This window comes from Salinibacterium sp. (genome assembly GCF_031364185.1).
Classification (GTDB): domain Bacteria; phylum Actinomycetota; class Actinomycetes; order Actinomycetales; family Microbacteriaceae; genus Rhodoglobus.
Genome location: NZ_JANLVV010000197.1, coordinates 1 through 7,686 on the forward strand (window position 1 = coordinate 1; position 7,686 = coordinate 7,686).

General features: G+C 64.6%; 8 protein-coding genes and 1 pseudogene. 5 read left to right on the forward strand and 4 right to left on the reverse strand.

What is annotated here, in order from left to right:
- Window positions 1-219: pseudogene (locus RMN95_RS08410) on the reverse strand (CPBP family intramembrane glutamate endopeptidase); the annotation flags it as partial.
- Between the two features lie 307 nt (window positions 220-526).
- Here RMN95_RS08410 and RMN95_RS08415 point away from each other — a divergent pair.
- Window positions 527-1,909, forward strand: a complete 1,383-nt coding sequence (locus tag RMN95_RS08415; RefSeq protein WP_309616490.1) for an MFS transporter — start codon at window positions 527-529, stop codon at window positions 1,907-1,909.
- Window positions 1,910-2,382: 473 nt separating this feature from the next.
- Here RMN95_RS08415 and RMN95_RS08420 read toward each other — a convergent pair whose 3' ends face one another.
- The 3 genes from RMN95_RS08420 to RMN95_RS08430 are packed head-to-tail and all read right to left on the reverse strand — an operon-like array spanning window position 2,383 to window position 3,732.
- Window positions 2,383-2,532, reverse strand: a complete 150-nt coding sequence (locus RMN95_RS08420; protein ID WP_309616483.1) for a hypothetical protein — start codon at window positions 2,530-2,532, stop codon at window positions 2,383-2,385.
- Entirely contained in the window at window positions 2,508-3,056 is a 549-nt protein-coding gene (locus RMN95_RS08425) for a helix-turn-helix domain-containing protein (RefSeq protein WP_309616484.1), read from the reverse strand. The genes RMN95_RS08420 and RMN95_RS08425 overlap by 25 nt, the downstream gene beginning before the upstream one ends.
- A 10-nt stretch (window positions 3,057-3,066) precedes the next feature.
- The gene (locus tag RMN95_RS08430; protein WP_309616485.1) at window positions 3,067-3,732 is read right to left on the reverse strand and encodes a cyclase family protein; all 666 of its coding nucleotides are present in this window, start codon (window positions 3,730-3,732) and stop codon (window positions 3,067-3,069) included.
- Window positions 3,733-3,815: 83 nt separating this feature from the next.
- Between RMN95_RS08430 and RMN95_RS08435 the strand changes: the two genes are divergently transcribed.
- The 4 genes from RMN95_RS08435 to RMN95_RS08450 form a co-directional block, all read left to right on the forward strand.
- Window positions 3,816-5,393, forward strand: coding sequence for a cytosine permease (locus RMN95_RS08435; protein WP_309616486.1), 1,578 nt, complete (start codon window positions 3,816-3,818; stop codon window positions 5,391-5,393).
- Entirely contained in the window at window positions 5,386-6,360 is a 975-nt protein-coding gene (gene speB, locus RMN95_RS08440; protein ID WP_309616487.1) for an agmatinase, read from the forward strand. The genes RMN95_RS08435 and speB overlap by 8 nt, the downstream gene beginning before the upstream one ends.
- A 1-nt stretch (window position 6,361) precedes the next feature.
- Window positions 6,362-6,760: a nuclear transport factor 2 family protein gene (locus RMN95_RS08445; RefSeq protein ID WP_309616488.1), complete on the forward strand. Its 399-nt coding sequence runs from the start codon at window positions 6,362-6,364 to the stop codon at window positions 6,758-6,760.
- A 105-nt stretch (window positions 6,761-6,865) separates the two neighbouring features.
- The coding region (locus RMN95_RS08450) for an amino acid permease (RefSeq protein WP_309616489.1) at window positions 6,866-7,686 on the forward strand (821 nt) is incomplete at its 3' end.

Below are 7,686 nucleotides of genomic sequence, written 5' to 3' on the forward strand. Positions count from 1 at the left end.
GAGCAGCAGCACCCCGGCCGAGATGCCGCCGAACGTGAGCCACGACTCGCGGAGCCACTTGCGGAGCATCGCCTGCCGTTTCACCGTCCCGCGGTAGCGCTTGAAACGCTGGTATTCGCGGCGATCCTTGCGGATCGTGCGTAGCACCAGCAGCACGACCAGGGTGACGAGCGCGATCCACAGCAGTGGGCGGGTGGCGGCCCAGGCGGGGTCGAGCATGCCCCCATGCTGTCACGTGCGGCTGGGAGGGCGGGCGGCGGCGGAATCCGCGCCGAGAACGCCACTTCTGCTGGGTCTGCCGGGGTTTAGGCAGCAAAAGTGGCGTTCTCGATTCCGGAACGTGAATCCCGGGGTGCCGCGCAGGCCTTCGGGGAGGGCCCCGCAACCGCGAGGGGAGGGCCGCGCAGCCCCGAGGCGAGGGCCGCGCAGCCCCGAGGGGAATGCCCCGCGGCCGCCGCGGCTTGACCTCAGGGTGACCCCCGACGTCGGCTTTCGCTCTGAGCGCGGCCCCATCCTGATCTCGTTGATGGTGACGACCGGGCTGGTGGCGATCGACGCGACGGTTCTTGCCACCGCCATCCCGACGATCGTGAACGACCTGGGTGATTTCGCGCTGTTTCCGTGGCTGTTCAGTGTGTACCTGCTGGCCCAGGCCGTGACGGTGCCGATTTACGCGAAACTGTCGGACGTGGTGGGGCGCAAGCCCATCATCCTGATCGGTATCGGGCTGTTTCTGCTGGGGTCGATCCTGTGCGGTGTCGCGTGGAGTATGCCCGCCCTGATCGCCTTCCGCGCCGTGCAGGGGCTCGGCGCCGGGGCCGTGCAGCCGACGTCGATCACCATTGTCGGCGACATTTATTCACTTACCGAGCGAGCGAAAGTGCAGGGCTACCTGGCGAGCGTGTGGGGCATTTCGGCGGTGGTCGGCCCGACGCTGGGTGGTGTTTTCTCGCAGCTGGGCGCGTGGCGCGGCGTGTTTTTCATCAACATTCCGCTGTGCATTATTGCCGGGTGGATGCTCGTCAGGTCGTTCCACGAACAGGTCGAGCCGCGCCGGCACCGGGTCGACTACCTCGGGGCGGTGCTGTTGATCGTCTCGCTGACCCTGATTATCCTGGCGGTGCTGCAGGGCGGGCAGGCGTGGGAGTGGAACTCCCCGCAGTCGATCGGCGCGTTCGCCATCGGGGGTGTGCTGCTCGCGGCGTTCGTGGTCGTCGAGTCGCGGGCGGCCGAGCCGATCCTGCCGCTGTGGGTGTTCTCGCGTCGGCTGCTGCTCACCACCACGCTCGTGAGCCTGGGCGTCGGCGCGATCCTTATCGGCCTCACCTCCTTCGTACCGACCTACCTCGAAGGCTCGGTGGATGCCCCGCCGCTGGTCGCCGGCCTCGCCCTTGCCGCGCTGACCCTCGGCTGGCCTATCGCGGCCGCGTTCTCGGGCCGCTTTTACCTGCGCATCGGATTCAGGAACACGGCCCTGATCGGCGTCAGCCTGGTGGTGCTGGGCACGCTTGGCCTGGCGCTCTTCGCGGCCACCCCGTCGATCGCGATCGTGGCGATCAGCTGCTTCATCATCGGCCTAGGCATGGGCCTGGTCGCCGTACCGACGCTGATCGCCGCGCAATCCAGCGTCGACTGGAACGAGCGCGGCGTCGTCACCGGCACGAACCTGTTCGCCCGCTCAATCGGCAGCGCGATCGGTGTGGCCGTCTTCGGCGCAATCGCCAACGCGATCTTCGGGCCGGTGGATGCCTCGTCCCTCTCGCCCGCGGCGATCACCGCCGGCTCGGCAGCAGTATTCCTCGCGGTGCTGGTCGTCGCGGTGGCCACGGTCGCGGCCACAATCGGGATGCCGCGCACGCCGGTGAAGCGCGCGGCGGGAGTTATATCCACTGAGGCAGACGCGAACTGAGGTCCGGGCCGCGACCGCCGCCGCGGCCCAACCCGCGCTCGCGCACCCGCGCCCGCGCACGCGCCGCACCTTCGCCGCGCTCGCGCACCCCGCCGAGACTCCAGTTCTGACGCGCCCGTCGCGCTGGTCGGTAACGGCTGGAGTTTCGAGGGTCTTCTGCGGCAGTATGCGCGGCTCAAGCGCCAGACTCTCGCGCGGCGTCACCTCTGCCGGGCATCCGGAGCCACACCCTACACAACCGGCGGCTATCGGTCACCCGGCGCCGTGAGGTGCGGCGAAAGCAGCTTTCGATTCCCCGGAACCTGCGCTTGCCGCACCTCAGCCGAGCCGCGGCTGGCGTGGGCCGCACTTGGCCGGCGTGTAGAGGGGTGGATGCGCGGGCAGGCCGAACAGTTCAACGGGAACACGGCGGATGCCCGGGGCGGGGCTTGGTCCAGATCGTCGCCTGTGTCTGCTGAGGTCATGCGATCAGGCTAGATCTCGGCGACTGGCAGCACCTCCATCGTGAGACGGATGCGGCCGCGGGAGTGCGGGAGGCCGCGGAGCACGGCGGAGACGAACCGGTAGACCTCGCCCACCCGACGCCGGGCGGTAATCCTTATGGAGCCGGCGCGAGCATCCACAGCACTTCACAGCGCTCGGTGGATGACGCGTTCCGCCAGGTGTGGGGCGCACGACCGGCAATCGTGAGGGCGTCTCCCTCGTCGAGTTCGATTAGGTCGTCGCCCATCAGCACTTCGAGCGAACCCCTGGAGATGAAGATGAATTCGACGTCGCAGTCGAGCACGTACTGGACTGCTCCACCCGTGCCCCCTGGCTCGATCAGTGACTGGATGACCTCGATCTGAGTTTGGCTGCCGGGGGTGATCACAAACTCGTCGGCACCCTCCGCTCCGAAATTTATCCGGGAGCCCTGCCCTGCCCGCACGATGGCCGAGGGCGGCGGGTCGAAAAGATCACCGACTCTCAGCCCGACCGCCCGGCACAGGGAAACGAGGGATGCGACGGAGGGCGAAACCTGATCCCGCTCGACCTTGCTGAGGTAGCCCTGGGTCAGACTGGCGGCGGCGGCGACGGTTTTGAGAGTCAATCCTCTGTTCATCCGCGCCTGCCGAAGCCGGGTGCCAATTCGAACCTCGTCGGTCATTCGAGCGAGCCTATTCGAGTTCCATCGCTACTGCGCGTACCGGTGCGCCATCTGCGTCTTCGAAGGCAATGGGGAGTAGAGAGATGAAGGGATCCCTGAACGTGACCGCTGCCAGGTTCGAGAGGTTTTCGCAGATGATGCCCACGGCATCCGCGATGAGGTGATGCACAGGAAATCCCTCGCCCGGATGCGTCGAGTCGGGGGTCTCATCGATGTTGAGTGCGTCAATGCCGAACGTTCGAACACCGAGATCCAATAACCGCCGACAGGCTTCGGCGTCGAGAAAAGGGTTCTCAAAATACTGTGCAGTCCCGTAGTGCTTGCTCCATCCGGTGTGCAGCAGCACGATGCATCCGGGATAAATCCTCGCGGCTACCGGTTCGATGTGCCGCCAACTGATCCGGCCTCGGGGACCGAGATCGGTCGCATCCACGATCACGCCGGTGCCGACGAAGCGGTCGAGCGGCACCTCGTCGAGCTTCGCGGCGTCATCCTGAAAATGAAATGGCGCGTCGACATGGGTGCCGGTTTGCGAGCCCATTCGAACCGACATGAGGTTGAAGCCGTCTTTGGCCACGGTGCTGTGCACCTCGAATTCCGGAATCGGATCACCCGGGTAGACCTGTGTGCCGTTGCCGACGGCCACGGATAGATCGACGATGCGCATTATCCTCATACGATAATTATGTTGCTCAGGGGTAACATTCGCCATAACATACACACAATCGCTTACCCCTGAGTGCGCCCGAAAGGCACCCCATGACCACAACGAAGGCCGCCGGCAACGACGCCGCGGCGACTGCCCTCAACCCCCGCCCGAAGGTGACGGAGGTCGAGGTGCACGGCATTGATACCATTCCGGATGCGGACCGCACGTCGAAACCGTTCGACCTGTTCCGCATCCAGTTCGGTGGCGCAAACACGTTTGCGACGGTTCTGCTGGGCACACTCTCCATCGCGCTCGGGTTATCGTTCTGGCAGGCCGTTGCGGCCACCGTCGCCGGTGTCGTCATCGGCGCAGTATTCCTGATGCCGATGGGGCTATTCGGGCCAAAAACGGGAACGAATAACGCCGTGTCGTCCGGAGCGCACTTTGGCGTCAGGGGGCGAGTCGTCGGCTCATTTCTCTCGCTACTCACCGCCATCGCGTTCTACTCGATCTCGGTGTGGGTCAGCGGCGACGCGATAGTGGGGGCGCTCACCCGCCTCGCCGGGATTCCCGATTCCCCCGTGCTCAGGACGGTCATCTACGCGGTGATCGGGGCGATCGTTATCGTCGTGGTGGTCTACGGATACCAGTTCATGCTCCTGGTCAACAAGACGGCCGTCATCGCGAACACCGTGCTGTTCCTGCTCGCGATCGTCGCATTCGCGGGAGTGTTCGACGCATCGTACGATCCCGGCCCCTCGCAGTACGCACTCGGCTCCTTCTGGCCGACCTTCATCCTGGCGACGCTGATCGTCATGAGCAATCCCATTTCGTTCGGTGCGTTCCTCGGTGACTGGTCGCGGTACATCCCCAAAAACACACCGACGCGCCACCTGCTCGGCGCCACCCTCCTCGGGCAACTCGCCACCCTCATTCCCTTCCTGTTCGGTGTCGTGACCGCGACGATCGTGGCCGGGCAGTCCGACTACGTCGTCGCCCTGATCCAGGCGTCGCCGCTGTGGTACGCATTGGTGCTCATCGTCGTCGCGTTCATCGGCGGGCTGTCGACCGGCACTACCTCGCTGTACGGAACCGGCCTCGACTTCTCCTCGGTCTTTCCCCGCTTCAGTCGGGTGCAGGCAACCCTGGCCATCGGGGCGTTCGCGTTCCTGTTCATCCTTGTCGGTCGGCTGATCTTCGATCTGCTCGGAGCAGTCAACGCCTTCGTCGGGGCGATTATCGTGACGACTCTTCCGTGGATGATCATCATGACCATCGGATATTTCGTGCATCGCGGTCAGTACGACGCTCGCCAGCTGCAGGTTTTCAATCGAGGGGAGACCGGCGGAAAGTACTGGTTTGCGGCGGGATTCAACTGGCGCGGTCTCATCGCCTGGATCGTCGCGGCCGTGGTTGGACTGCTCTTCGCCAACTATCCGCCGGTGATTGTCGGCCCCTTCGCCAATGCTGCGGGCGGGATCGATCTGAGCCTGATTGCGGCGATCCTCACCGCGGTCGTGCTGTACGTCGCCGCCCTTCTGGTGTTCCCGGAGCCGTCATACACCTTCGGCCCTGAGGGCCCACGGCTGGTGGGCTCCCGCGACCAGGTCGCCCGGGACATTGTCGTAAACCATCGTTCGGAGGCCGCGCGCGCCGCCGCCCGTCGACAGGAAAAAATTCGTGGCTGAGCCGACCCCGCGACTGACCACCGGGGGAAAATTGGGGCAGGTGGATGCCACGGTCGTGCCGCGATATGCCGGCGCGGCAACGTTCGCCCGGCTCCCCACCCTCGACGAGGTGGATGTTGCGGATGTGGTCGTTCTGGGCATCCCCTTCGACTCCGGGGTCAGCTATCGGCCCGGCGCACGGTTCGGTCCCAGTCACATTCGCGAGGCGTCACGGTTGCTCAGACCGTACAACCCCAGCCAGCAGGTAGAGCCGTTTGCGGTACAGCAGGTGGTGGACGGGGGGGATGTCGCGGTCAACCCGTTCTCTATCGACGAGGCACTCCGGCAGATCGAAGCAGCCGCCACCCCGCTTCTCGAGACGGGGGCAAAACTCGTAGTGCTGGGCGGCGACCATACGATAGCGCTTCCCCTGCTGCGAGCGACGGCAGCGAAGCATGGGCCTCTGGCGGTCATCCACTTCGATGCTCACCTCGACACCTGGGACACCTATTTCGGCGCGGAGTATACGCACGGCACGCCGTTTCGCCGGGCATCGGAGGAGGGCCTTCTCGCGCCGGATTCGTGCATCCATCTCGGAATCCGCGGTCCGCTGTATTCGACCGGCGATCTGTCTGAAGACGGTGATCTCGGCTTTCAGATCGTCCATGCCACGGAGATCGACAGCATTGGGGTGCCCGGGATCATTGAGCGAATGCTGGCGCGTGTGGGCGACAGACCGATCTACCTGTCCGTCGATATTGATGTGCTGGATCCGGCCTTTGCGCCGGGCACGGGCACACCGGAAGCGGGCGGGTTCACCTCCCGCGAACTGCTCGCCATCATCCGCGCCCTGGCGTCGCGCAACCTGGTCGGCGCCGATGTCGTTGAGGTCGCCCCGGCCTATGATCACGCCCAGATTACTGGAGTCGCGGCAGCTCACGTTGCCTACGAAATCATCTCGGCGATGAGCCCGACCCGTGAGGCGTAGCGTGACCGAGCAACGGGAACGCGAGGTGGCCGCCGCGGCTGCCGCGATCGTCGACGCCTTCGGGTCACATGATGTTGAGGCATACTTCGCGGGCTTCGCTCCCGACGCATCCTTCGTTTTCTACACCACACCCGAACGACTGGAATCGAGAGAATCCTACGAGCAACTGTGGCGGGAGTGGGAGCTCTCGGCGGGGTTCAGGGTGATCGCCTGTACCTCGACCAACGGGCGCGTGCAGGTGTACGGCGATGTCGGCGTTTTTATGCACGATGTCGAGACGACCCTGGAGATGGATGGCGTCGAGACGACCGTTCTTGAACGTGAGACCATCGTGTTCCACCATCGCGCGGGCGCTTGGCTCGCCGTGCACGAGCACCTCTCGCCACTGGCCCTGACGTAACCCCGTGCAGTACCGTGGCGACATCACAGAAGCGCGTACACCGTTCAGCGTCGAACACCACGCCCCTTTCCGGGGTTCCCTTACCTGACCCGAAAGGTAAAAATCATGTCTGTTAATACCACCCCCACATCCGGTCTCGGAGATGCCGAACACTTAGCCGTACTCGGCTACGAAGGCACGTATCACCGCTCCATGTCCCTCTGGGGAAACATCGCACTCGGCTTCACCTATCTCTCACCGCTCGTCGCGGTGTACTCCCTCTTCGCCTTCTCGTTGAGCATCGGCGGGCCGCCATCCATCTTTTGGATTGTCATCGTCGGAGCCGGCCAGCTGCTCGTTGCCCTCGTAATGGGCGAAGTGGTGTCGCAGTTCCCGATCGCCGGTGGTATTTATCCGTGGTCTCGGCGCCTGTGGGGCAAGCGGTATGCCTGGATGGCGGCCTGGATTTATGTCTGGGCGATGATCGTGACCATCACCGCCGTTGCGGAATTCGGCACCGGCTTTGTCTCCAGTCTTCTGGGCGTGCCGGTAACGCCGGTGACCACCCTTCTCTTTGCGGTGGGCCTGCTTCTTCTCGCGCTCGCGCTGAATCTCGGGGGCACTAAGGTGATGTCGCGGGTGGCGCGAATTGGCCTTGCGGCAGAGCTGACGGGCGTCGTTGCACTCGGCCTCTACCTCCTCATCTTTCAACGCAAGAATGACATCAGCGTGCTGTTTGATTCGTTCGGCAAGGGTGACGGCAACTACCTGCCTGCCTTCGTGGGGGCCGCTCTTGTCGGCCTGTTCATGTTCTACGGGTTCGAAGCCTGCGGCGATGTCGCCGAAGAGGTCAACGATCCGTCCCGGCGGGTTCCGCGGGCCATGTACCTCACCATCTTCGTCGGTGGCGTTTCCGCGCTGATGTCGTACGCGGGCTACGTCCTTGC